Consider the following 21,587-nt stretch of genomic DNA (forward strand, 5'->3'; position numbering starts at 1 on the left):
GCAAAAACACCTAGGAACCGCCGCCGAACGCGAACTTCGCCATGTCGCGGTAATGCGCGTCCGCGCCGGCGGTAAGCCGGTGGCGATACCCGCCCAGATGGCCGATGGTCGCCTTCACCTCGCTGCGGCCCGGACCGATGCCGTCGCCCTGCAGCCCGCTCATACTCACATGATCGAACTTTGAAAAAGCATCCGTCAGCGCCCGCTGGAAGCCGTGCACTTCCATGCCGCCGGGCGGGATATAGACCCAGTGATGATTGCCCGCCAGCTGCGGCAATTTAAGGCCGACGACCACATCGTGATCGACAGCGCCTTCGCGCGCGGGCTTGGCGATCGCTTCCAGAAACAGGCGCGCCAGCTGGGCCTTGAGCTTGCCGGGCGAAGGCGCGGGCTTCACCTTGCCGCCCACGCCCGCCACCGCTTGCCCGCGGTCGAACAAATCCATCGCGCCCAGCGTCATGCCGACATGCGGCAGAATTTCGCGGAAATCCCAGTTGCGCTGCACGATCATGTCGGTCATTTTTTCGCGCATCATCGCGCTGACCTCCTCGAGCCACAGCATGTTCACGATCTGCTGCAACCGTTCTTGCAGAACCTTGTCGAAGACGGCGAGCTCGTCGGTCTTCTTGCTGTCGGCATAGGTTCCTGCGATCGCGACCACAAGCCGGTAGCCCTTGGAATTCATCTTCTGCATATAAAACATCGAACGTTGGATGCGCTCTACATCCATATCCCACACGGAAATGTTCGGCGCTTCCTGCAAAAGCTCGATCTGGCGCACGGCCGCCCACTGCAATTGCGGCAGCGGTTCGATCCGTCCGGCCAATACCTCTTCTTTTTTCTGGCGCGGAAACCATGTTTCAATGCAGGCGCCCTTGGTCACGCGCTGCAGCGATGAAAAACCGGCTACGATAACGCGGCCTTCCTTGCGTTCGGATTCCGCGAGACGCGTAAGATTGATGAAATGGCCGCTATGGCCCGCAATCGCGCGCGGCCGCATGGCCGAAGGCGCCCGGGATACAGGCTGGGCCGAAGCGCGTTGCCGGCCCGGATTTTGATCCGGCTGCGAAGCCGCTTGCACGGCATCGCCAGCCCCGCCCGAAATGGGCGCAGTGTCGTCTGACATATCCAATCCCTTCGCCGGTATGAGCCGGATCAGGTTCGACGGGTATGATCTCAGCCCCCAAATGGGGACACCCCGTGGTATGGCCGGATGCTAGGGAAAACGGCGCGCGGCGTCAATGCGGCTATGGTGCGCTGCACCGCGCCCGGCGGGCCTTTTCAATAACTGTTTGTCGGACATGTAAAATTCGCTAGATTGGCCGCCATGAGCGATGAAGCGAAACATACGGCCGTGCAAGACAAGGCAACCGAAGCGGCGCGGCAAGCGCGGCTGGTCGAGCAAGCCAAGCTGCTGACCGAAGCGCTGCCCTACCTGCAACGCTACGCCGGGTGCGATTTCGTCATCAAATACGGCGGCCACGCCATGGGCGACGCGGCGGCGATGAAGGCTTTCACGCGCGATGTCGTGCTGCTCAAGCAGGTCGGGATCAACCCCGTCGTGGTGCATGGCGGCGGGCCGCAAATCGGCAAGCTGCTCGAACAGCTCAAGATCAAAAGCGAATTTGTGAACGGTTTGCGCGTGACCGATGCCGCCACCGCCGACATCGTCGAAATGGTGCTGGCCGGCAACATCAACAAGCAGCTGGTGCAAGGCATTCAGGAAGCGGGCGGCACCGCCGTCGGGCTTTGCGGCAAGGATGCGCGTCTGATCACCGCGCGCAAGGCGGGCGGCAAACGCGCGCCGAACCCGGACAGCATGATCGAAAAAGTCGTCGATCTCGGTTTCGTGGGCGAACCCGACAAGGTCGATCCGCATATTCTGCGGTTGCTGAGCGGCTCCGATATTATCCCCGTCATCGCCCCCGTCGGCACCGGGCCCGATGGCATGACCTATAACATCAACGCCGATACGGCGGCGGGCGCGGTCGCGGGCGCGCTTGGGGCGCGCCGCTTCATGCTGCTGACCGACGTGCCGGGCGTGTACGACAAGAACCGCGAGATCATCCCCGAAATCAGCTTCAGCGCCATTGACCGCATGATCGCGGACGGCACCGTCACCGGCGGCATGATCCCGAAGATCGAAACCTGCCGCATGGCGGTGCAGGCGGGCGTCGAAGGCGCCGTCATTATGGACGGGCGCGTGCCGCATGCCGTATTGCTCGAACTCTTTACCGCGCGCGGCGCGGGCACGCTTATTTTGCGGGATTGACCGTCGATCGCCGGAAGCGTTTTCCGGCCCTATCAAAAAATATCGTTCTCGCCGCGCGCTTCTTCCATGCGCCCGATCTGGTTGGCGATGTGCTTGCCCTGCCTTATCTGCGCGATCGGCAAAACATCCTGTTCGCGGATCGCGGCGATCACATCGTCGTGGCACACAATCTGCACCTGCCCCATCGCCGTTACCTCTATTTTATCGACCTGCGCGGCCATGCCGCGCTCGGTCAGCCATTCGCGGATCAGCGTAACGAATTCTACGGCCGCAGCGCGGCTCGCGGCAACGGCTTCCTTGCGCGCGGGCGGCGCGCGCTCGTCGCCCGGCAGCCGGTTTTCGGGCTCCGGCGTCAGTTCGATGAAATAGCGGTGAAAGTTATGGCGCATGCACGCATGATGCGTGTGCGCTATTTAACAAGCCCTTAAAAAATAGGGTTTTTCCCATGTATTTCACACACAAAAAAATATTTTTCCCGTAGCGCGCGGCGCGGCATAAAATCATGGCCATGCCCGCACGCCCCGTCTTTAAACGCGCCCCGAAAACCCCCACTCCCGCATACCTGCATAATGCGGCCTTGCATTACCTTGGCCGCTACGCGGCTTCGCGCGCGGGCCTGAAAAAAATATTGATGAACAAATTGCGCCGCGCGGCAATGCGCGACCCGGCCTTCGCCGCCGATAAAACCCTGATCGCGTCGCTGGAGCGCGAAATTGACGCGCTGATCGAAAAATTTGCGGCACAGGGCATATTGAACGATACCGCCTTCGCGGAAATGAAGGTCGCTGGCCTGCGCCGGGCGGGCGCAAGCGCGCGCGCGATCAAACAGAAACTTCAATTGAAAGGCATCGATCGCGATACCGGCGCGGCCGCGCTTCTGGCGCATGACGAAGACGGCGACACGGCGGGCGGCGAGGAGGCTGAATTGGCAGCGGCCATGCGCTATGCCCGCCGCCGGAAACTCGGCCCCTACCGTGCGGGCGCGCCTGCGCCCGAACAAATGCGGGAACGCCAACGCAAGGATATAGCAACGCTTGCGCGCGCGGGCTTCAGCCTCGATATCGCGAAGCAGATTGTGGGCGGCGATAAAGACCCGGGTGCCCTAGACCACGCACTGATATAAATGCAAGGGTGCGGGCTTGCGCGCGGGCTCTTCGGGTTTGCGGGCAAAAACGGAAAGCACGAAACCTACCGCGGTGCGCAGCATGGCGGCGGGGTTGCGGCCCTTGCCCCCGGTCACTTCAGCCTTGGCGCCATTTGAAAGAAAGCTGAAATTCTTCATGTTTGAAATTCCCTTCCCTGAAATAATTTAAAAAAAAGAACAAAAACAATCCCTGTGAAATTCGCGGCAAGCCCCTGCCGGGTTACAACGCCCGGACATTTTTTATATTTATATGTTTATCAAGGGGTTAGATTGAGGCTGACAGCAAGGCCCGATAAGCCGGCCCCGGGCGGCTTATTTAATCGCCGCGATAATCTCGGCGCGCAGCCCGGTGATGCCTGCGCCGGTGGATGAACTTGTCATTCGCACCGTATGGTCGCCGGCACCTGCGATCCGCAACGTTTCGGTCACCGCATGCAAGACCTGTTCCTGTTCGGCGGGTTTGATCGCATCGGTCTTGGTCAGCACGGCCTGGAACGCCACCTGATGCTGCGCCAGAAAATCCATGATTCCGAGATCGACCGGCATCACCCCGCGCCGCGCGTCGATCAGCACCAAAACGCGCCGCAGCGCTGCGCGGGTGGAAAGATAGTGCAGAGAAAGTTCGCCCCAGGCGTGGCGCTTCTGCCCGCTCGCCTTGGCAAAGCCGTAACCGGGCAAATCGACCAGCACAAACCGGTCGCCCACCGTGAAGAAATTCAATTGCTGCGTCCGGCCCGGCGTGCGCGAAGTGCGCGCCAGCGCCTTTTGTGACGCGAGCGCGTTGAGCAGCGATGATTTCCCGACATTCGAACGCCCGATCACGGCGATTTCCGGCGCGCGTTCCTTCGGCAACTGGCCGGGCGCGCCGGCAGCGGCAAAAAAAGCGGCGCTGTTGAAAAGCTGTTTGTCTTTCGTTGCGCTCATCAGGAAAGCTTGATGCCAAGCCGCCGATAGATAAAGAATTGCTGCGCGATGGAAATCAGGTTGCTGCAGGTCCAGTAAACGATCAGCCCCGAAGCCATGGTCGGCCCCAGCATGAAGGTGAACACGATCGGCAGCAGGATAAAAACCTTGGCCTGCACCGGGTCGGCCGGCTGCGGGCTCATCTTCTGCTGCAAGAACATGCTGATGCCCATCAGGAGCGGCCAAACGCCGATATGCATGAAGCCAAGGAACCCGGGCGCGTCATAAGGCAAAAGCCCGAACAGGTTGACGATCGTAGTCGGGTCCGGCGCGGAAAGATCGCGGATCCAGCCGAAGAAAGGCGCATGCCGCATTTCGATCCCGACATACAAAACCTTGTAAAGCGCAAAGAAAACCGGGATCTGGAATAAAATCGGCACGCAGCCCGAAAACGGGCTGACCTTTTCGCGCTTGTACAATTCCATCATCTCCACGCTCTGGCGCGTGCGGTCGTCCTTGTAGCGTTCCGTCAGCTTCTTCATTTCCGGCTGAAGCTTCTTCATGCGCGCCATGGATGTGTAGGATTTAACCCCGAGCGGCAGCACGCAAAGCTTGACCAGCACGGTCAGCGCAATGATCGCGAGCCCTGTATTGCCGATGATCCCCGCCAGCCAGTCAAGCAGCTTCAAAAGCGGCTTGGTCAGGAAATAGAACCAGCCGAAGTCGATCGCGCGGTCGAAACGCGTGATCGATAACGTCTCCCCGTAGCTATCGAGCAGGTTGACGAGCTTGGGCCCGGCAAACAAATGCGTGACATGCTCCACGCTGCCGCCGGGCGCCAGCTTCTGCGCGGGCCCGCGGAAATCGGTCTGATAGCGGCCATGCTTGGGCTCTTCGTTTTCTTCGCCCGAATATTTGAATTGCGCGACGATCTGTTCGTCCGCGCCCGGCACAAGCGCCACCAGCCAGTATTTGTCGGTGATCCCGAGCCAGCCGCCGGTGCCCGGCGTAGCGATTGTCTTTTCATCCACCAGCTTGTCATAGCTGTGTTCGTGCAAGGTGCCGTCGAATACGCCGGTGGGGCCCGTATGTGCGATGCTGATGGCGTCCTCGCCTTCCGGCACGCCATGGCGCAAAACCAGCCCATAGGGATGCAGCGTGACCGCGCCCGCGCCCGTGCTGCGTGCGCCGTCGGTCATCGTGAACATCGCGTTTTCATCGACCGCGATCGTGCGCGTAAAGGTTATGCCTTGTCCGTTATCCCATGTCAGCGTCAGCGGCTTATCCTGCGTCAATTCCTTGCCGGTCGCACGCCACAGCGTATCGTTATCAGGCAACGCCGTGCCGGGCGCGTCCGCGAGCCAGCCGAAGGCGGCGTAATAGGCGCGGTGCGGCGCAGCCGACCCGGGCGGCGACAGCAGCACGATCGGCGGGCTGCCGGGGTCTGCGGTTTCGCGGTATTGCGGAAGCGTCAGATCGTCGATCCGTCCGCCCCGCAGATTGACGCTGCCGCGGAGTGAAGGCGTGTTGATCTGCACGCGCGGGTCGTCGGCCAGCACGGCGGCGCGGTCGCGCAATTCGAGCTGCGCTTTTTCCTGTTTCTGCGTCTGTTCGAACTTTACAGATTCCTGCACAGCCTGTTGCGCGCGAAATTGTTCGATCCGCGGGCGTTCATAAAAGAAGTGAAAACCGAGCATGATCAGCACGGAAAGAATAACGGCGTATATAAGGCGCGTATTATCGACCATGCGAAATTTCCTGTTTCGGGCAAGTGGGTACGGGGTCATGGCCGGCGCCGCCCCACGGATGGCAACGGCAGATGCGTTTCAGCGCAAGCGCGGCGCCGCGCGCGGGGCCGTGGCTATTGACGGCTTCAAGCGCATAGGCCGAACAGCTGGGCGCAAAACGGCAGCGCCCTGCGCCCAGCATCGCCAGAAACGGCGCGGCGCCGTAACGCCATGCGTATATTGTGGCGCGCAGGCACGCGGCGGCAAATTGTGTGGCGAATTTCGTCATGGCGGCCCTTATGCTACCCACATTCCCAGCTTCTGCAACGCCTGTATCAAATCGCGGCGCAACGCATCATAGTCTCGCTTCGGCGTAGCGGCGCGGGCGATCAGCACGTAATCGCCGGCCCGCACATGCGCGGGGATCACTTCGCGCGCCAGCGCGCGCAAGCGGCGGCGGGCACGGTTGCGCAAAACCGCGTTGCCGACCTTGCGGCTGGCGGTGAAGCCGAGCCGCACGCCCGCTTTTTCCTGCGCCGGGCAGGGCAGGCATTGCACGACAAGGCCGGGGGTCGCGCATTTGCGGTTCCCGGCCGCGACGGCAAGGAATTGCGCGCGTTTCCTGAGGGGTTGTAGGATGGCGGCAGCCAAAACGGCTCCGGCCCTTAGGCGGTTAAACGTTTGCGGCCCTTGGCGCGGCGACGCTGCACAACCTTGCGGCCGCCCTTGGTCGCCTTGCGCGCGCGGAAGCCGTGGCGGCGCTTGCGGACCAGCTTGCTGGGTTGATAGGTGCGTTTCACTGTAAATACTCCTTAACAGTCTGAAGCGCGGTTTATAGGGTCGCCCCGGCACAGAGTCAACAAAAGGCGGGTTAACGGGCCCGGCGCAGGCCCGGAAACTTGACAAACCTGCCTAAAAAGGCAGTTTTAGCGCTCGTTTTTTGCAAAAACAGGTCATTAACAATGCGGGATTTCCTGACGCTGGACGATATCGACTGCCACGGCAAAACCGTGCTGCTGCGCGCCGACCTGAATGTGCCGGTGGACGAAGCCGGCACGGTGACGGACGCGACACGGCTGGAACGGCTTGCGCCGACTATCCGCGATCTCGCCGCCTGCGGCGCGCGCATCGCCGTGCTTTCGCATTTCGGCCGGCCCAAAGGCAAGCCGGAGCCCGGCAGCTCGCTGCGCCAGATCACACCCGCTTTCGCCCGCGCGCTCGGGCGCGATGTCAGCTTCGCCGAAGATTGCATCGGCGCGGCGGCACAAGCGGCCATCGGGGCGCTCGGGCCGGGCGGCGTCGCGGTGCTCGAAAACACCCGCTTCCATGCCGGCGAAACCGCGAACGACCCGGCCTTCACGGCCCAGCTCGCGAAGAACGGCGATATTTTTGTGATGGACGCTTTTTCGACCGCGCACCGCGCGCACGCCTCCACCGTCGGGCTGGCCGAATTGCTGCCCGCAGCCGCCGGGCGGCTGATGCAGGCCGAACTCGATGCGCTTGATGCCGCGCTGGAACATCCCGCAAGGCCGGTGCTGGCGCTGGTGGGCGGCGCCAAAATATCGACCAAGCTCGATCTGCTCGGCAACCTTGTCGCGCGCGTCGATGTCCTGGTGCTGGGCGGCGGCATGGCCAACACATTTCTGGCGGCGCGCGGCGTCGATGTCGGGCAATCGCTCTATGAACGGGATATGCTCGATACCGCGCGGGAAATCGATGCGGCGGCGGCGAAAAAGGGCTGCGCCATCTTGTTGCCGACCGATGCCGTCGTGGCCGCAGAATTGCGCGAAAACGCCGTCACCGCCGTGGCCGCCGTCGGCGCGCTGCCGGCGGGTCAGAAAATTTTCGACATCGGTCCGCAAACGGTGGGCGCAATTTGCGCGAAGCTGACGGAAATGAAAACCGTGGTCTGGAACGGCCCGCTTGGCGTGTTTGAAATTCCGCCGTTCGATGCGGGCACTTGCGCGGTCGCGAACATGGCGGGCGATCTGACGGGCGCGGGCAAAATAATCTCGGTCGCGGGCGGGGGCGATACCGTTGCGGCGCTGAATGTCGCGGGCCAGGCGGAAAAGTTCACTTATATATCGACCGCGGGCGGCGCATTCCTTGAATGGCTTGAGGGCAAGGACCTTCCCGCCGTCGCCGCGCTTCGCGAAGCAAAACGCGCTCAAACAGCGAAGCGGTAGCGCGTTAAAAAACAAACGCTCAAACAGCGAAGCGGTAGCGCATAGAAAAACCACGCTCAAACAGCGAAGCGGTAGCGCTTTATATTAATATTATATTTCCGGCCAGGCTTCCTGAAGCCGCGGGCCGATGCGCACAGGCGCGATCGCGGTCGCAAGCCCCGTATTGTCGCTTGTGACCACAAGCGTGCCGCATACCGTGCCTTCACCTTCGGCGGGCGCGAGCCTTTCGCCCGGTATCTTGCGGGTGAAGCGCCAGATCGCGGTTTCCTTCTTCATGCCGATCACGCTGTCATAATCGCCGCACATGCCGGCATCGCCCTGGCAGGCGGTGCCGCCGGGCAAAATTTGCGCGTCCGCCGTCGGCACATGCGTATGCGTGCCGACCACGGCCGAAATGCGCCCGTCCAGAAAATGCGCGAACGCCATTTTTTCCGAACTTGCCTCGCCGTGAAAATCGACAAAAATCGCGGCCACGCTCTGGCCCAGCCGGTGTTTTTGTAAAAATGCGTCGATCAGGGCAAAGGGGTCATCGAGCGGCTCCATGAACAAGCGCGCCATGATGTTGATCACCAGAAGTTTTTTTCCGCCCGCGCATTCTACAATGCCGTGCCCCTGCCCCGGCGTACCGGCGGGGAAATTCAGCGGACGCAAAAGACGCGGCATGCTGTCCGCGAGCCCAAGCAGCTCGCGCTGGTCCCACACATGGTTACCGGTCGTGATGCAATCGATCCCTGCGGCGAACAGTTCTTTGGCGATCGCGCCGGTAATGCCATAGCCTCCGGCCGCGTTTTCGCCGTTCACGATCACAGCGTCGGGCCGCAGCCTTTCCTTCAGCGCGGGCAAGTGCTGCAACGCGGCTTCGCGGCCGCTGCGACCGACCAGATCGCCAAGGAACAATATACGCATCGCGGTAAAGTGGCGCAGGCGGGCTTTTTTGTCTAGGCTGGCGCCATGATCGAGGAATTCGCCCCCGCCAAGCTGAACCTTTACCTCCACGTCACCGGGCGGGGGGCTGATGGCTATCATTTGCTCGATAGCCTCGTCGCTTTCGCCGACGTGGGCGACACCGTTACCGTAGCGGCCGCCGAGAAATTCTCGCTTTCCGTTACCGGCGTCATGGCGGGCGCGCTGGCGGGCACCGATATCACGCGCAACACGGTCGCGAAGGTGGTGCATGGGCTGGCGGCAAAGCTGGGGCGGCCGCCCCATGTTTCGGTATCGCTTGAAAAGAACCTGCCGGTCGCTTCGGGCATCGGCGGCGGCTCGGCCGATGCGGCGGCGGCGCTGCGCGGGCTCGCCCGGCTTTGGAAACTGGCGGAAGATGACCCGCTTTTGTTTGAAACGGGCAGCACGGCTGGCAAGGATATTCCCGTTTGCATCGCTTCGGTGACACAATATTTCGGCGGCGGCGGCGAACAATTGGGCCCGGAAGTGGCGCTGCCGCCTTGTCACATCGTGCTGGCCAATCCGGGCGTGCAGGTGGCGACAGCCGATGTGTTCCGCGCCCGCACCGGCAGCTTTTCGCCCGCAGCCCGGCTTGAAAATACGCCCAGGGATGCCGCCGACCTCGCCGCCATGCTGGCCGCGCGCCGCAACGATCTGACCGAAGCGGCGCTGCATGTCGCGCCCGCGGTTGGCGATGTGCTGGCGGCGCTGACCGCCACGCGCAACTGCCTGCTTGCGCGCATGCTGGGCAGCGGTGCGACCTGTTTCGGCCTATATACGGACCGCATGGCGGCCGATGCGGCGGCAGCGCAGCTGCGGCGCAAACAGCCGCTGTGGTGGATCACGCCGGCAAATATGCCCGCACGCATATGAAAAGCTCCGTAAAACGTGGGCTTTATGAGAAAACTGAACGGGTTGCTAAGATCGGTCCGCTTGCGCGACGATCTGTTAACATATTGATTTTAATAGAAAAATAACCCACTATCCGGCAAACTGGGGGCTCCGGACAAAAAACCAGATTGACAGAGGCGGGCCTGTGCAGCCATTTTCCTTGGAAAATCAATCGCACCGAGTCCATTCCGCCGAAGGAAAGAATCCATACGGCAAACCGGACGATAACCTTTCAAGGAACAGCCTCTTGAAATTCCTCTCTGGCTTGCGGCCGGTTCTCATAGCGCCATCCGATCAAATAAGCTCCCTTGTCATCGCCGGTCTTTTGGCGATCGTCATAGGCGGCAGCGGCCATATGCTTGGCGCATCGGGCGGCACCGATTTGAATGTCGGCGTTTCGGATCTCGGCAAGATCGCGGCCGGCACGGAACCCGCACAAACCGCGGCAAGCGCGGCCACGCCATCGCCCGATACGCTGGCGGCCCCCGAAACGGTCACCGCCACGCTTTCAAACCTGCGCGATTTCGCCGTCGCCGCGCTGCCCGCCGCAGTCAAGGAAGAGCCGAAAACGCTCGCCCGCCAGATCGAGATCAAGCGCGGCCATACGCTGGCACAAATTCTTGACGACGCCGATGTCGATGCCAACAACGCGCATGCGATCGTCGCGGCGCTGCGCCAGGTCTATGATTTACGCAGCCTGCGCGCCGGGCTCGATATGACCCTGCATTTCGCGCGCGCGCAGGGACAGGAAAAATTCACCGGCCTGACCTTCCAGCCCGGCCTGACCGAGGAAATCACGGTCGCCCAGAACGCGGCGGGCGACGGCTGGGAAGCGGTTCGCGCCGAAACTCCGGTCGAACGCCACCGTTTTGCCGCGCACGGCAATATTTCTTCCTCGCTCTACGAAGCGGGCGACCGCGCGGGCGTGCCGCTGGCGGTGATGGCGGCCTTGATCCGTATCTACTCGCACGAGATTGATTTCCAGCGCGATTTGCGCGACGGCGACGCGTTCGAGGTTATGTATGACCAGCCGATGCTGAAAAGCGGCCCGCAGGCCGGTACGGCGGTAGGCGAAGGTACGGTGATCTATGCCGCGCTCAAGGTCGGCGGCGTGCGCAAAACCGTTTACCGGGTGGTGTTTTCCGATAACACGGCCGAATATTTCAACGAACGCGGCGAAAGCATCCGGCGGGCGCTGCTGCGCACCCCGGTCGATGGCGCGCGCATGACATCCTCTTTCGGCATGCGCCGGCATCCGATTCTCGGCTATAGCAAAATGCACAAAGGCATCGATTTCGGCGCCCCCACCGGCACGCCGATCTATGCGGCGGGCGATGGCGTGATCGAAAGCATCGGCACCAACGGCAGCTATGGCCGCTATATCCGCATTCGCCATAACGGCAAGATGGCGACGGCCTACGCGCATATGAAGCGTTTTTCTTCCAGCCTCAAGCGCGGCAGCAAGGTCAAGCAAGGCACCGTGATCGGCTATGTCGGCACGTCGGGCCGTTCGACCGGCCCGCATCTGCACTACGAAGTGCTGATAAACCGCCAGCAGGTCAACCCGCTTAGCATCAACACCGCGGCGGGCCGCACGCTTGACGGGCGCATGCTCGCGCAGTTCAAGCAGGGCATCACCCAGATCAACGGCGAGTTCAAGAGCGTGCTCGCGGGCAAGAGCGGCACGCCCGCCGCGATCCAGGTCGCCAGCAAGAAGTAATTCCAGGGGAAAAGTTATTTACGGCGCAGCGCGCATGCGCCGGCGCAGGGCCGCGTATTAATCCAGAACACCAAGCGCCTTTTCGATCAACGAGCCTTGTTCGCCTTCGAGCGGGCTTTGGCCCTGTTCGGCAAATCCATGCGCGCTTGCGGGCGCGGCTGAAGCGCCGCGATAGTAATTGATTACAAAAAGCCGCACCGCGGCCGTAAGGCTGATGCCCTTGTCGCGACGGCGGTCGATGTTGCTGCACAGTTCAGCCACATCATGCCGTTCGCGCCTGGCGGCGTCTTCGAACGCGTTCCAGAAAATACGCTCAAGCCGTATCGATGTGCGCCGGCCGTTGACGCGGTAGTTGCGGCTGACAAAATCGGAAGCGCGCGCGCCGTCCGTGCTTGCACGCTCCTTTATGTCATTCTTGTTTTGACTGGCCATATTTTCCGGCCTTTCATCCCTGCGCGAAACGGCGTACCGGCGCGCATACAGTTGTATTATAGCACATTATCATATTCATGCATATCGCCCGGCTTACACGCCAATTTGCGCACGCACAATAAGTTTTTCATCATCTTAGCTGCCGCGCCCGGCCCCGAGCCTGCGATATCCAAGCGCTTCAGCCACATGCCGGCGCTTCACGCCATCGGTGCCTTCAAGGTCGGCGAGCGTGCGCGCAACCCGTAACATACGGTGGTAACCACGGGCCGACAGGCGCAGCCGTTCGGTCGCCTCGCCAAGCAATTGCCGGCCGGCATCATCCGGCCCCGCGACATGTTCAAGCAATTCGCCGTCCGCTTCGGCATTGGTGCGCGGCGCTTGCGCGGTTTTATCGTTGGCGTTTGCGGCCCTCGCATAGCGTTCGCCCTGCATCGCGCGCGCATGCGCAACGCGCGCGGCAATATCTGCGCTGCTTTCGGCGGGCGGCGGCAGCGAAAGATCGCGCGCATCGACACGCGGCACATCGACATGGCAATCGATGCGATCGAGCAGCGGGCCGGAAAGCCGTGCCTGATAATCCTGCGCGCAGCGCGGCGCCTTGCCGCAAGCCTGCGCCGCGTCATCAAGATGTCCGCAGCGGCACGGATTCATCGCTGCGACAAGCTGCACGCGCGCGGGGTAAGTCAGGTGATGATTGGCGCGCGCCACAACGGCGCGCCCGGTCTCGAGCGGCTGGCGCAGCGCCTCAAGCGCGCCGCGCTGGAATTCCGGCAGCTCGTCGAGGAACAGCACGCCGTTATGCGCGAGCGATATCTCGCCCGGGCGTGCGCGCATGCCGCCCCCCACCAGCGCGGGCAGCGAAGCGGAATGGTGCGGATCGCGGAACGGGCGGCGGCGCAGCAATTTGCCGCCCTCCAGATGCCCGGCGAGCGAATGCACCATCGAAACCTCGAGCGCCTCGGCCGGGCTTAGCGGGGGCAAAAGCCCGGGCAGCCGTGCGGCCAGCATGCTCTTGCCGCTGCCGGGCGGGCCGATCATCAGCAAATTATGCCCGCCCGCCGCCACGACCTCGAGCGCACGCTTCGCTGTCTCCTGCCCCTTAATGTCGCGCATGTCCGGCGCGCCGCCTTGCTCGTCCGGCAACAGTTGCGCTTCGGGTCTTGGCAAAACCTGCGTGCCTTTGAAATGGTTGATCAGCGCAAGCAAATGCGGCGGCGCCAGAACGTTCACGCTTTCTCCCGCCCATACGGCCTCGCAGCCGTTGATGGCCGGGCAAATAATCCCCTTGCCGTGCGCGGCGGCAGCCACGGCGGCCGGCAAAACCCCGGCGACCGGCATCAAGGCACCATCGAGCGCAAGCTCGCCAAGCGCGCAATAACCCGTAAGCTCGTCCAGGGGCAGAACGCCCATCGCGCACAGAACGCCGAGCGCGATCGGCAAATCGAAATGGCTGCCTTCTTTCAGAACGTCGGCGGGCGCAAGATTGACGGTGATGCGCTTGGGCGGCAGCGCGAGCCCGAGTGCCTGCAGCGCGGCGCGCACGCGTTCCCGGCTTTCGGCCACCGCCTTATCGGGCAACCCGACCACCGCGAAAGCCACGATCCCGCTCGAAAGCTGCACCTGCACATCAATATCGCGCACATGCGTGCCTTCAAACGCAAAGGTGTGGATGCGAGCGGTCATGGCTGTGGGGTTTGTTATTGCGGAAAGAAGGGGCGTTCAGGGTGCCGCGCGGAACGCGCGCGGTCAAGCAAGTGTGTGCAAACGCACGAAAGCGGGGCCGACAATCCTATGCGCTGCGACGCAGACGTTCGATCTGCGGGCGCGGTTCTTGCTTCTGCGCGGCGCGCCAGGCTTGCGCGCTGTCGAAAACCTGACCGCGCGCATAGACGGCGGGGTCGCCCTTTTTCCGGATCGCATAACCGCCCTGCGCGCCCGCAGGCTGGCTTGGCGTCACGGGCACGAGCGAACCGAACGGGTCAAGCCCCCATGCGATCACGGGCTCGAACGCGGTATCGCCTTGCGCATCGGCGAACAGGCATTCCCATTCCGCCGTAACGGGGATCAGCGATGTGACGGCACCGGCGATGCCTTTGTGATTGTTGTCGATCACCTGATTGCCGGAAACGATCTTGTAGCCGCCATCGCTGCGGCCTTCCAGCTTCTGGATCTGATCGAGATTTACGTAACCGCTCGCGGTGCAAACGAAAATTGTCATGGAGCTCTTCCGGGCAATCGGTATCGGTCTATGGCAAAGTGTGCCACGCAAAGGCCCGCTTGGCCATAGTTTGTTTCGGCTGCGTATCAGAAAGCCCCACCGCAATCTTTACCAATATATGGCCCGGCTATCGGCCCATGGCGGCGCGGCGCGCTTCCACCGCATCCCAGAACTTCATGGAAATCGCTTGGCCCGCAGCCGCGCTCTCGACCTCCGCGACCTGCATGATCCCGCTCGGCGATGTCACGTTGATCTCGGTCAGGTAATCGCCGATCACATCGATCCCGACGAACACGAGCCCGCGTTCACGCAAAACCGGGCCGAGCGCCGCCACGATCTCGCGCTCGCGCGGCGTAATCTGCGTTGCGGCAAGGTGCCCGCCGGCATAGGGGCTGGCGCGCACCTCTTCGGGGCCCGGAATGCGGTTGAGCGCGCCCGCAATCTCGCCTTCGATCAGGATGATGCGCTTGTCGCCCTGCGCGATCGCGGGCAAATATTGCTGCGCCATCCACGGCGCGCGATCGGTTTTGGAAAACATCGCAAGCAAATTGCCGCGGTTGTCGTCGCCGGTGCGCAAATGAAACACCATATGCCCGCTATGCATGAACAGCGGTTTGATCACGATGCTGCCGTGCTTGGCATGAAATTCCTTCACCGCCTCGATATCGCGCGTAATCAGCGTCGGCGGCATGAATTGCGAAAAATGCGTGACCAGAATTTTTTCCGGCGCGTTACGAACGGAAGCCGGGTCGTTGACCACCAGCACATCGCCCGTCACGCGCTCAAGCAGATGCGTAGCCGTGATGTAAGCAAGATCAAAGGGCGGGTCCTGCCGCATCAGGATCACATCGAAATCGTGCAGATTCACGGGCCGGCACGCCCCGAGCGTATAAAATTTCTCGTTGCTTTCATGAACCTCCATGTCGCGCCCGCGCGCCAGAACGCAGCGGCGCTCGCTGCACCATGTCAGCTCTTCCGGCCTATAATAGAAAATGCTGTGGCCGCGCGCACGGGCTGCGCGCAGCATCGCCAGCGTCGTATCGGTGGCGGGCTTGATGCGCGAAAGCGCATCCATCTGTACCGCAACGCGCAATCCCATGCTCGCATCCCGCCTGTCGTTGAAAAACCGCCGCGCACCGCGCGGCGGAAACCATAGGCAATCCGGCCCTTGCGGCAAAGCGGATTTTACGGCCGCCAGGCGTCCTGCACATGCACCGGCCAAGCCCAGGGCGCGACGGCCATCACATCAAAACGCACGGTCTTGCCTGTATGTTCGCGCTTGCCGGCAAGGAAATGCTGCGCCGCACGCGCCAAACGTATCCGCTGCTGCATGCTGACGGCGGCCAGCGCTTCGGTCGTGGTGCGGCGCGCCTTGACCTCGATCACGGCAACGATACCGCCGCGCGCGGCCACAATATCAATTTCGCCTGCCGGGGTGCGCAGCCGCGCGGCCAGAATGCTGTAGCCGCGCAGCAATAAAACAAGCTGGCACATTTTCTCGGCGAATTTTCCGGTGTGGTAGCGGGCCCTGCGCTCTTCGTTCATGTCCGCGCGCGGCGCTTGCCGTCCGCGGCGGCCGCGCCGCCCGTAAGCGCCAGCGCCCTGCTGTAAATTGCGCGGCGCTTGCCGCCGATGGCGGCGGCGACCAGCGCGGCGGCGTCGCGCACGGAATTGCTTTCCAGCGCATCCTTCAGCATCGCATCGATATCCGCCTCTTCCGGCTTTTTGGGCCCGGGCGGGCCGACGACGATCACCGCCTCGCCCTTCGGCGCTTCCGCTTTGGCATAACGGACGGCAAGGTCGGTCAACGTGCCGCGCTGCACGTCTTCGAACATCTTGGTCATCTCGCGCGCCACGGCGGCATGGCGCGGCGCCAATGCGCGGTCAAGCGCGGCCAGCGTGGCCGCAAGCCGCGTGGGCGCTTCATATATCACCAATGTTGCGGGCACATCCTTCAGCTCGGCAATGGCGATATCGCGCGCGCGCGTCTTGGTCGGCAAAAACCCCGCGAATAAAAATCTGTCGGGAGGAAGCCCGGAAAGCTGCAGCGCGGTCAGCGCGGCCGAAGCGCCGGGCAGCGCGGTGACGGGGATGTTGTGATCGATGCAATCACGCACCAGCTTATAACCCGGGTCCGAGACAAGCGGCGTGCCCGCATCGCTGACAAGCGCAATCGTATCGCCCGCACGCAAACGATTGACGAGCACAAGCCGCTGCCGGTCCGCATTATGGTCGTGATAGGGCGTAAGATGGGCGCGTATGCCGTAGCGCGCGAGCAGCGCGCCGGTGGTGCGCGTGTCTTCGCAAGCCACGCAGCCCGCGGTGGAAAGCAGCGCGAGCGCGCGCAGCGTAATGTCGCCGCTATGACCGATCGGCATGGCGACAAGATAGAGGCCGGGGGCAAAATCTTGCGCGGCGGGCGGTTTACTTCCCGCGTCCGTCCCGCTAGCTTTGTGCGCAACCTTTTCGCCCGCACCCTGCCGCATCGCGGCAAGGGCCGTTCGGGCAATTTCGGAGTAATCTTGCGATGCGCGTTTCGCCTTTGTCATGTCTGCGCCTGGTTCCGGCTTTCGGGCTCGTTCTGGCATGCCTTGTTGCCTGCGGCGGCACTGTACCCGGTTCAAGGCAACAGACGCAAATCATACCCCCCGCCTGGCCGCAGGGCGGGAAGGAACCCCCGCCTTATTACGGCGAACGCATGCAGCCCCCCGCCCGGCTGGACCGGCAGGCGCTGCCGCGCAATATCGGCCAGCCTTATACGGGTCCGGCGGGCGCCGCGCAGCCGGGCAAGCAGGTTTATAACCTTTCCGGGCAGGACAGGCACGGCCCTTCCATGGGCGGCACAAGCCCGGCGGTGCAAACCGCGCCGGCGACGCGCGTCGCGCTTTTGCTGCCGCTTTCCGGCGCGCAGGCAAAGCTGGGCATGGCGTTGCAAAACGCGGCGCAGCTCGCGGTGTTCGACAATGCCGGCAACGATTTCGAATTGATGCCGCGCGACACGGGCGATACGCCCGAAGGCGCGCAACTGGCGCTGCGCGATGCGCTGGCGAGCGGCGCGAAGCTGATCATCGGCCCGCTGTTTTCTTCCTCGGTCTCCGCGATCAAGCCGCTGGCGCAAAGCGCGAATGTGCCGGTGCTGGCGCTATCGAACGATACCGCGATGGCGGGCGAAAATATCTACATCACCGGCTTTTCCCCCGCGGCGCAGGTTGAACGCATCATCGGGTTCGCGCAAACGCAGGGCGTGAAGCGTATCGCGGCGCTGGTGCCGCGCGGCGGGTATGGCGATGTCGTGCAAGGCGCGCTTGCCGGCGCCGCCGCGCGCAGCGGCGCGAAGATCGTGCGCATCGAACAATATGATCCGGCGGCAATGGTGATGGGCGCACAGCTCGACACTATCGCAAAGTCGCAAGGCGGGATCGACGGCATCCTGATTGCCGAAGGCGGCGACAGGTTGCGCAGCATCGCCACGCAATTGGCGGCGCGCGGCATCGATCTTTCCCGCATCCATCTTCTCGGCACCGGTTTGTGGGATGAAGCGGATGTCGGGCGCGGCGCGCCCGCGCTGGCGGGCGGCTGGTTCGCCGCGCCGGACAACGGGCGGCTGGGCAGCTTCATCGCCAGTTACGAGGAAACCTTCGGGCAAAAGCCGCCGCGCATCGCCTCGCTGGCCTATGACGCGGCCGCCATGGCGGTCACGCTGAGCCGCCGCGCGGGCAGCCTGACCCCGGCGGCGCTTTCCGGCATGCGCACCTTCGAAGGTATTGACGGCCCCATCCGCCTGACGGCGGCGGGCCGGGTCGAACGCAGCCTCGCGGTCTATCAGGTTACGCCCGAAGGCATCGCCCGGACGGACGAAGCGCCGGGGTTGTAAAACGGCGCAGTCGCGGTTTCGGGCGGCGAACGCATGTGAGCGCCCGCAGAACAGTCGCGCAAAAACAAATACCTAAAATTTGATCTATCGCGTTTTTTTCCGCGCCGGCGGATTTATCGTTTCGAAATCCCCTCAAATTGCTTGCAAGTAAAGACGGCCCCTCTGGGCAGGCCGTGATGCAAGTAAAACGGGGCCTGAAAACAGGGGGTTTTGGGGGTGCCGAATTAGTTGCGAACAATTTGAGTTAAATTGTTAATTTATCAATTGTATCAATGACTTAGCTGCGAAAATTCAGGTCCTGTTAACCGCGCCCGCTTAACCTGAACCTATGAGCAGCACGCATGAAAAAGAACGCAAATTGGGCCTGATCCGGGTAAGGGGCGTAAACGGCCATGCCGATTTCGTCCGCTACACCAACGACAAACGCTCTTTCACCCAGGACCTGCTGACCGAGCTGCGCAACAACCCGGCCCGCAAGAACGAACTCGATATCCGCAGCCTCGATCTTTCCGGCGCGGATCTCAGCAAGATGGATCTCAGCGGCCTGAACCTCGCGGGCATGAACCTCAAGGGCGCGAACCTCAAGGGCGCGAACCTGACCAACACCAACCTGCGCGGCGCGAACCTCGAAGGCTGCAACCTCGAAGGCGCGAACTTCTCGGGCGCGAACCTGCAGAACGCAAAGCTGGCCGGTTCCAAGATCGGCGGCGCGGTGTTCGACCGCACCGATGCGCGCGGCGCGGATTTCACCAAGGTGCGCGGTGCCGCCCTGTTCAACGGCGGCTTTGCCGGTGCCTGCTTCGCCGGCGCGCAGATCGCGGGCTCCAACCTTCGCGACAGCAACTTCGACAACGCGCAGATGCGCGGCGTGGACCTGACCAACGCCACCGGCGACAACGTGAAATTCACCAATGCCAAGATGCAGGGCGCCAGCCTGAACAACGCGGCGCTGGATAATGCCAACTTTTCGGGCGCTGATCTGCAGGGCGCTGATCTGCGCTACGCCGGCCTGCGCCATGCTTCGTTCGCCAGCGCGAACCTTTCGGGCGCACTGGTCAACGGCAGCACCGATCTGGGCAAGGCCGATCTGAGCTACGCCGCCACCGCCGGCACCAACATCACCGTCGCCAACATTGCCGGCGCCGAGCTGCGCGGCATGAAGTTCGGTAACCGGAACATGACCGACCGCGCCGAAAGCACCCTGATCGCAGGCAACGCGGCGCTGGAAACCGATTACAAGGGCGGCAACGACAGCTGCCGTCCGGTGATGTCCTTCAAGGCGGGTGACCGCTACGCCTCGCTCAAGGCGGCCCCCGGCCCGTCACTGACCGTGCGCAAGCCGGGCACGGAACTGGAAATGCCGGTGCGCCCGGCCGCGGCCTTCAAGCACGCGTTCCCGACCCCCTCGCCGATGGCGGCGTAATCGCCCGGAAAACAAGGGTTTCCAGGTTCTAGGCGGTTTCGTCCGCCAGCAAATACCCAAGCACGCCGTTCAATCTTTGCAGCCCCGCAGGCGTGGCGCGCAGCGCCGTATCATCCAGCGCAATCAACCCTTCTTCCGCAAGCTTCGTGATTTTCCGTGCCGGCAGCGTATCCGCAATATCGCCGCCGAACTTTGCGCGCCAATGCGCCCGGGCTATGCCGGTGCGCAGCCGCAGCCCCATCATCAGCGCTTCGCGCTGCGCCGTTGCGCTGCCTATGCCGTCGCAAAGACGCTGCCCGTGCCCGTCCCGCTCCACCTGCCCAAGCCACACTTCTGGCATGCGGTGGTTTTCGGTGGCAAAGCGCGCGCCGTCCGCGCCCGCATAGCGCCCGTGCGCCCCGGCGCCGATACCGATGTAATCATTATAATGCCAGTAAGCCAGATTATGACGCGAAGCATCGCCCGCGCGCGCATGGTTTGAGATTTCGTATGCGGGCAACCCGGCCGCTTCCATAATTTCCTGCGTCAGCTCATACATCGTGCCCGCTTCTTCGGTTTCCGCCGCCAGCTTCTCGCCGCGCCCTGCGCGGGTCGCGAACTGCGTGCCGGGCTCTATCGTCAACTGGTAAAGCGAAAGATGCCCGCGTGCCATAACAAGCGCGTCCGCCAATTCGGCGCGCCATGCGGCTTGCGTCTGCCCGGCGCGGGCATAGATAAGATCGAAGGAAAAACGCGGGAATATTTTGGCCGCCAGCGCAACCGCGGCACGCGCTTCGGCGGCGCTGTGCCCGCGCCCCAATGCCATAAGCGCGGCATCATCAAGCGCCTGCACGCCAAGCGAAACGCGCCCCACCCCGGCCGTGCGCAAATCGCGGAACTTCCCGGCTTCGACCGATGTCGGGTTGGCTTCCAGGGTAATTTCGATATCGTCCGCCGCGCGCCAGTACTGCGTAGCGGCATCCACCAGCGCGGCGACATGGGCCGGGTCCATCAGCGAAGGCGTGCCGCCGCCGAAAAAAATGGATGCAAGCGTGCGCCCGGGCAAAAGCGCGGCATAGTGCCCAAGTTCGCGCAGCAGCGCGGCGGCGACGCCGTCTGCGGGGGCATTGTCCCGCACATGGCTGTTGAAATCGCAATAGGGGCATTTGCTGAGGCAAAAGGGCCAGTGGATATAAAGCGCGAGCGTATCGCTCATTCCCAGAAACAGCGTTCGATAAGTTTCCGGAATGCCTGCGCGCGGTGGCTGATGCGCTGCTTTTTCAGCGGGCTCATTTCCGCAAAGGTGCGGTTGCTGCCCGCCGGCACAAAGAACGGATCGTATCCAAACCCGGCATCGCCGCGCGGCGGCCACACAATGGCGCCATCGATACGCCCGACGACGGTTTCGCAATGCCCGTCCGGCCAGGCCAGCGCCAGCGCGCAAATAAAGCATGCGCTGCGGTCCGGCGCGTCGGCCATGCGTTCGTGGACATGCTGCATGGCGGCTTCGAAATCCTTTTCGCCTGCGGCATTTTTTGGCGCCCAGCGGGCCGAGCGAATGCCGGGTTCGCCGCCCAGCGCGGTGACGCTCAGGCCGCTATCGTCCGCAAGCGCAATTTCGTTCGCCGTCTGCGCGGCGGTGCGGGCCTTGATCATGGCGTTGGCGGAAAAGCTGTCGCCCGATTCTTCCGGCTCGTCCAGCCCAAGTTCGCCCGCGCTGACGATCGCGAGCCGGTGCGGTTCGCTCACGCGGCCGCCGAGAAAGCCGCGGATCTCGACAAGCTTGTCATGGTTGTGCGTAGCCGCCACAAGCCGCGGCGCATCGAAGCGGCGGCCGCGATAGCGCGCGGCGTTCGGCGCGGCCGCAAGCACG

Annotated in this window: 24 protein-coding genes and 1 riboswitch; of the genes, 7 read left to right on the top strand and 17 right to left on the bottom strand. The window is 62.9% G+C overall.

From position 1 onward, the window contains the following. Window positions 1–10: 10 nt before the first annotated feature. Window positions 11–1,126: a hypothetical protein gene (locus GC131_02565; protein ID MBI1272952.1), complete on the bottom strand. Its 1,116-nt coding sequence runs from the start codon at window positions 1,124–1,126 to the stop codon at window positions 11–13. Then, a riboswitch (TPP riboswitch) is annotated at window positions 1,116–1,211 on the bottom strand. It overlaps the preceding gene by 11 nt. Before the next feature lie 116 nt (window positions 1,212–1,327). On the opposite strand from GC131_02565, the gene argB reads away from it, so the two are divergent. Next, on the top strand, window positions 1,328–2,272 hold the full coding sequence (argB, locus tag GC131_02570) for an acetylglutamate kinase (GenBank protein ID MBI1272953.1): 945 nt from the start codon (window positions 1,328–1,330) through the stop codon (window positions 2,270–2,272). Between the two features lie 32 nt (window positions 2,273–2,304). Here argB and GC131_02575 read toward each other — a convergent pair whose 3' ends face one another. After that, the gene (locus GC131_02575) at window positions 2,305–2,661 is read right to left on the bottom strand and encodes a hypothetical protein (GenBank protein ID MBI1272954.1); all 357 of its coding nucleotides are present in this window, start codon (window positions 2,659–2,661) and stop codon (window positions 2,305–2,307) included. A 113-nt stretch (window positions 2,662–2,774) separates the two neighbouring features. Here GC131_02575 and GC131_02580 point away from each other — a divergent pair, with 113 nt between their 5' ends. Then, window positions 2,775–3,395, top strand: a complete 621-nt coding sequence (locus GC131_02580) for a RecX family transcriptional regulator (protein MBI1272955.1) — start codon at window positions 2,775–2,777, stop codon at window positions 3,393–3,395. On the opposite strand, the gene GC131_02585 is transcribed toward GC131_02580, so the two are convergent. From GC131_02585 to GC131_02610, 6 genes are all read right to left on the bottom strand, one after another. Further along, on the bottom strand, window positions 3,375–3,554 hold the full coding sequence (locus GC131_02585) for a hypothetical protein (protein ID MBI1272956.1): 180 nt from the start codon (window positions 3,552–3,554) through the stop codon (window positions 3,375–3,377). The two genes, GC131_02580 and GC131_02585, sit on opposite strands and share 21 nt — an antisense overlap. Window positions 3,555–3,728: 174 nt before the next feature. Further along, window positions 3,729–4,340 (bottom strand): YihA family ribosome biogenesis GTP-binding protein, encoded by a 612-nt coding sequence (locus GC131_02590; GenBank protein ID MBI1272957.1) that lies wholly within the window; start codon window positions 4,338–4,340, stop codon window positions 3,729–3,731. Then, the gene (gene yidC / locus GC131_02595) at window positions 4,340–6,067 is read right to left on the bottom strand and encodes a membrane protein insertase YidC (GenBank protein ID MBI1272958.1); all 1,728 of its coding nucleotides are present in this window, start codon (window positions 6,065–6,067) and stop codon (window positions 4,340–4,342) included. Before yidC ends, GC131_02590 begins: the two co-directional genes overlap by 1 nt. Then, the gene (yidD, locus tag GC131_02600) at window positions 6,057–6,335 is read right to left on the bottom strand and encodes a membrane protein insertion efficiency factor YidD (GenBank protein ID MBI1272959.1); all 279 of its coding nucleotides are present in this window, start codon (window positions 6,333–6,335) and stop codon (window positions 6,057–6,059) included. Before yidD ends, yidC begins: the two co-directional genes overlap by 11 nt. An 8-nt stretch (window positions 6,336–6,343) precedes the next feature. Continuing rightward, the gene (rnpA, locus tag GC131_02605) at window positions 6,344–6,697 is read right to left on the bottom strand and encodes a ribonuclease P protein component (GenBank protein ID MBI1272960.1); all 354 of its coding nucleotides are present in this window, start codon (window positions 6,695–6,697) and stop codon (window positions 6,344–6,346) included. A gap of 14 nt (window positions 6,698–6,711) precedes the next feature. Next, complete coding sequence (locus tag GC131_02610) at window positions 6,712–6,846, bottom strand: 50S ribosomal protein L34 (GenBank protein ID MBI1272961.1); 135 nt, start codon at window positions 6,844–6,846, stop codon at window positions 6,712–6,714. Window positions 6,847–7,008: 162 nt separating this feature from the next. Between GC131_02610 and pgk the strand changes: the two genes are divergently transcribed. Further along, entirely contained in the window at window positions 7,009–8,232 is a 1,224-nt protein-coding gene (gene pgk, locus GC131_02615) for a phosphoglycerate kinase (GenBank protein ID MBI1272962.1), read from the top strand. Between the two features lie 90 nt (window positions 8,233–8,322). On the opposite strand, the gene GC131_02620 is transcribed toward pgk, so the two are convergent. Beyond that, window positions 8,323–9,138, bottom strand: coding sequence for a metallophosphoesterase (locus GC131_02620; protein MBI1272963.1), 816 nt, complete (start codon window positions 9,136–9,138; stop codon window positions 8,323–8,325). A gap of 45 nt (window positions 9,139–9,183) precedes the next feature. On the opposite strand from GC131_02620, the gene GC131_02625 reads away from it, so the two are divergent. Next, a complete protein-coding gene (locus GC131_02625; protein MBI1272964.1) occupies window positions 9,184–10,050 on the top strand; it encodes a 4-(cytidine 5'-diphospho)-2-C-methyl-D-erythritol kinase in 867 nt (288 codons plus the stop codon). Between the two features lie 265 nt (window positions 10,051–10,315). Beyond that, on the top strand, window positions 10,316–11,788 hold the full coding sequence (locus GC131_02630) for a peptidoglycan DD-metalloendopeptidase family protein (GenBank protein ID MBI1272965.1): 1,473 nt from the start codon (window positions 10,316–10,318) through the stop codon (window positions 11,786–11,788). A 57-nt stretch (window positions 11,789–11,845) separates the two neighbouring features. Here the strand turns inward: GC131_02630 and GC131_02635 are convergent, their stop codons facing one another. From GC131_02635 to rsmI, 6 genes are all read right to left on the bottom strand, one after another. Further along, the gene (locus GC131_02635) at window positions 11,846–12,220 is read right to left on the bottom strand and encodes a hypothetical protein (protein MBI1272966.1); all 375 of its coding nucleotides are present in this window, start codon (window positions 12,218–12,220) and stop codon (window positions 11,846–11,848) included. A 135-nt stretch (window positions 12,221–12,355) separates the two neighbouring features. Continuing rightward, window positions 12,356–13,903, bottom strand: a complete 1,548-nt coding sequence (locus GC131_02640; protein ID MBI1272967.1) for a YifB family Mg chelatase-like AAA ATPase — start codon at window positions 13,901–13,903, stop codon at window positions 12,356–12,358. Window positions 13,904–14,009: 106 nt separating this feature from the next. Beyond that, on the bottom strand, window positions 14,010–14,438 hold the full coding sequence (locus tag GC131_02645; GenBank protein ID MBI1272968.1) for a hypothetical protein: 429 nt from the start codon (window positions 14,436–14,438) through the stop codon (window positions 14,010–14,012). A gap of 127 nt (window positions 14,439–14,565) precedes the next feature. Then, window positions 14,566–15,537, bottom strand: coding sequence for a glutathione synthase (gshB, locus tag GC131_02650; GenBank protein MBI1272969.1), 972 nt, complete (start codon window positions 15,535–15,537; stop codon window positions 14,566–14,568). Between the two features lie 86 nt (window positions 15,538–15,623). After that, window positions 15,624–15,983, bottom strand: a complete 360-nt coding sequence (locus GC131_02655; GenBank protein MBI1272970.1) for a YraN family protein — start codon at window positions 15,981–15,983, stop codon at window positions 15,624–15,626. Further along, complete coding sequence (rsmI, locus tag GC131_02660; protein ID MBI1272971.1) at window positions 15,980–16,924, bottom strand: 16S rRNA (cytidine(1402)-2'-O)-methyltransferase; 945 nt, start codon at window positions 16,922–16,924, stop codon at window positions 15,980–15,982. The genes GC131_02655 and rsmI overlap by 4 nt, the downstream gene beginning before the upstream one ends. A 41-nt stretch (window positions 16,925–16,965) precedes the next feature. On the opposite strand from rsmI, the gene GC131_02665 reads away from it, so the two are divergent. Both GC131_02665 and GC131_02670 read left to right on the top strand, forming a co-directional pair. Further along, on the top strand, window positions 16,966–18,312 hold the full coding sequence (locus tag GC131_02665; GenBank protein MBI1272972.1) for an ABC transporter substrate-binding protein: 1,347 nt from the start codon (window positions 16,966–16,968) through the stop codon (window positions 18,310–18,312). 328 nt (window positions 18,313–18,640) lie between these two features. Next, window positions 18,641–19,735, top strand: coding sequence for a hypothetical protein (locus GC131_02670; GenBank protein MBI1272973.1), 1,095 nt, complete (start codon window positions 18,641–18,643; stop codon window positions 19,733–19,735). Window positions 19,736–19,763: 28 nt separating this feature from the next. On the opposite strand, the gene GC131_02675 is transcribed toward GC131_02670, so the two are convergent. Then, the gene (locus GC131_02675) at window positions 19,764–20,930 is read right to left on the bottom strand and encodes a coproporphyrinogen III oxidase (protein MBI1272974.1); all 1,167 of its coding nucleotides are present in this window, start codon (window positions 20,928–20,930) and stop codon (window positions 19,764–19,766) included. Continuing rightward, entirely contained in the window at window positions 20,927–21,586 is a 660-nt protein-coding gene (gene rdgB / locus GC131_02680; protein MBI1272975.1) for an RdgB/HAM1 family non-canonical purine NTP pyrophosphatase, read from the bottom strand. Before rdgB ends, GC131_02675 begins: the two co-directional genes overlap by 4 nt. Window position 21,587: the final 1 nt, after the last annotated feature.

The organism is Alphaproteobacteria bacterium, from assembly GCA_016124955.1.
Lineage (GTDB): Bacteria > Pseudomonadota > Alphaproteobacteria > UBA9219 > RFNS01 > RI-461.

Excerpts from the sequence above, each read along its gene's own strand:
- argB (MBI1272953.1), top strand. The coding sequence starts at position 1,328 with ATGAGCGATGAAGCGAAACATACGGCCGTGCAAGACAAGGCAACCGAA.
- GC131_02640 (MBI1272967.1), bottom strand. The coding sequence starts at position 13,903 with ATGACCGCTCGCATCCACACCTTTGCGTTTGAAGGCACGCATGTGCGC.
- GC131_02665 (MBI1272972.1), top strand. The coding sequence starts at position 16,966 with ATGCGCGTTTCGCCTTTGTCATGTCTGCGCCTGGTTCCGGCTTTCGGG.
- GC131_02585 (MBI1272956.1), bottom strand. The coding sequence starts at position 3,554 with ATGAAGAATTTCAGCTTTCTTTCAAATGGCGCCAAGGCTGAAGTGACC.
- GC131_02670 (MBI1272973.1), top strand. The coding sequence starts at position 18,641 with ATGAGCAGCACGCATGAAAAAGAACGCAAATTGGGCCTGATCCGGGTA.
- GC131_02565 (MBI1272952.1), bottom strand. The coding sequence starts at position 1,126 with ATGTCAGACGACACTGCGCCCATTTCGGGCGGGGCTGGCGATGCCGTG.
- gshB (MBI1272969.1), bottom strand. The coding sequence starts at position 15,537 with ATGGGATTGCGCGTTGCGGTACAGATGGATGCGCTTTCGCGCATCAAG.
- GC131_02575 (MBI1272954.1), bottom strand. The coding sequence starts at position 2,661 with ATGCGCCATAACTTTCACCGCTATTTCATCGAACTGACGCCGGAGCCC.
- rsmI (MBI1272971.1), bottom strand. The coding sequence starts at position 16,924 with ATGCGGCAGGGTGCGGGCGAAAAGGTTGCGCACAAAGCTAGCGGGACG.
- yidD (MBI1272959.1), bottom strand. The coding sequence starts at position 6,335 with ATGACGAAATTCGCCACACAATTTGCCGCCGCGTGCCTGCGCGCCACA.
- GC131_02635 (MBI1272966.1), bottom strand. The coding sequence starts at position 12,220 with ATGGCCAGTCAAAACAAGAATGACATAAAGGAGCGTGCAAGCACGGAC.
- GC131_02625 (MBI1272964.1), top strand. The coding sequence starts at position 9,184 with ATGATCGAGGAATTCGCCCCCGCCAAGCTGAACCTTTACCTCCACGTC.
- GC131_02655 (MBI1272970.1), bottom strand. The coding sequence starts at position 15,983 with ATGAACGAAGAGCGCAGGGCCCGCTACCACACCGGAAAATTCGCCGAG.
- GC131_02620 (MBI1272963.1), bottom strand. The coding sequence starts at position 9,138 with ATGCGTATATTGTTCCTTGGCGATCTGGTCGGTCGCAGCGGCCGCGAA.
- yidC (MBI1272958.1), bottom strand. The coding sequence starts at position 6,067 with ATGGTCGATAATACGCGCCTTATATACGCCGTTATTCTTTCCGTGCTG.
- GC131_02580 (MBI1272955.1), top strand. The coding sequence starts at position 2,775 with ATGGCCATGCCCGCACGCCCCGTCTTTAAACGCGCCCCGAAAACCCCC.
- GC131_02590 (MBI1272957.1), bottom strand. The coding sequence starts at position 4,340 with ATGAGCGCAACGAAAGACAAACAGCTTTTCAACAGCGCCGCTTTTTTT.
- GC131_02675 (MBI1272974.1), bottom strand. The coding sequence starts at position 20,930 with ATGAGCGATACGCTCGCGCTTTATATCCACTGGCCCTTTTGCCTCAGC.
- GC131_02645 (MBI1272968.1), bottom strand. The coding sequence starts at position 14,438 with ATGACAATTTTCGTTTGCACCGCGAGCGGTTACGTAAATCTCGATCAG.
- pgk (MBI1272962.1), top strand. The coding sequence starts at position 7,009 with ATGCGGGATTTCCTGACGCTGGACGATATCGACTGCCACGGCAAAACC.